This is a genomic window from Bacteroides sp. AN502(2024) (genome assembly GCF_041227145.1).
Classification (GTDB): domain Bacteria; phylum Bacteroidota; class Bacteroidia; order Bacteroidales; family Bacteroidaceae; genus Bacteroides.
In genome coordinates, this window is the sequence record NZ_JBGFSP010000008.1 from 1 (window position 1) to 1394 (window position 1394).

At 41.1% G+C, this 1394-nt stretch carries 1 pseudogene; it reads right to left on the reverse strand.

The window, feature by feature from the left end:
• A pseudogene (locus AB9N12_RS16785) lies at window positions 1-963 on the reverse strand (transposase); the annotation flags it as partial.
• Window positions 964-1394: the final 431 nt, after the last annotated feature.

Here is a 1394-nt window from a genome sequence, read left to right on the forward strand (position 1 = left end):
TGCATAAATTTTAGTTAGTCTATACAAGAAAAAGGGTATGTCTATAACCCCTCTAAGTTGTGCTCTGAACTGTTTAACTTTCGCATTAAATGATTCTGCAGCAGCATTTGATGCCCTATTAATATAGAAGTTTAGTATCTGCTCACTTCTGTCATATAATGTAGCAGCTATTGTGTTAAACGAGTCAAATCCAGATTGTTCTACTTCTTAATCACTTCGCTAAATTGGTTCTTGCTCCTGCCTTTATCGATCGTTTATTAAAAATCATTCTTAAAGAATGACTAAGTGAATATGCCCGTTTAATATCCCGGATATTCTCTGAATAAGACTGTAGCTCTGAGCTTCTGTGCTTCAGTCCATTTTTCAGCAGATTTGAAAAGCAGATACCGGCTCCTTGCCAATAATTCCTTGCGTGTATCACCATTCTCAAAGGTAAAAGGGGTATATTTCTTTTTCAGACCTTTAGCTTCCTGCCTGACATCAGTCTCTTCTTGTATAGCTTCCCAACGGTGTCCGATTCTAATTTCCTGTACAGCATCACACGCCAGCTTTTGAATATGGAAGCGATCTATCACACGGATAGCCGAGGTGAAACATCTGCGAACAATCTGCGCATACTTTCTGACAAATCAAGAGTGACCTCCCGCACCATCCGAAGTGCTTCTTCGGGATTTGTTCTAGCACAGCTATGACATCGTCAGCCTTGGTACCCTTGACAATAGCCACGATAGCACCTTTACCACCGTGTGCCTCTCTGTTGATGATTATAGTATATAACTCACCATTAGAAAGGGAAGTTTCATCAATACTCAAGTACGGTCCCAGGTTCTCGGAAAACAGCAGCCAGTTTGCGGCATCGGACAGTTGATCCCACATGCGGTAGTCACTTAGATACTCTTTATATTGCCGCTCAAACTGATCACCGTCAATATGATAATAACGTTCAAGAGAGCGGGCCGTAATCGGGTATTTCTCAAGCAATCCTTTTAAAAAAGACGCGAATTCTTTTGAATGTCGCGTTCCCTGAGCGGTAAGCTCAAAAGTGTTACAGATGATAGAACCAGTTTCCTTGTCGAGCCATTTACGACGCCGTACACATAAGCTTACCTTACGGTCACGGATAGGAAAATCACGAATATAAACCGGAGGAAGAAAACCTTTGGACTCTAAAGAGTGAACCCTAGAGGACAAGGGAGGAAGATTTTGCTCATCTAAATGAATGGTTAACATTTCAGCGGTGTTCTCTATTTTAACAATATCAAAACACTCCAACAGGTCAGCTGGGAGTATGAAGCGAGCAAGAACTAAAAGAGTATCGTAACTAGTCATAAGAGTTTTTTGAAGGCAAAGATAAGAATTGGAGAGAAGAAGACCACATGATTTTACCGGTGAAC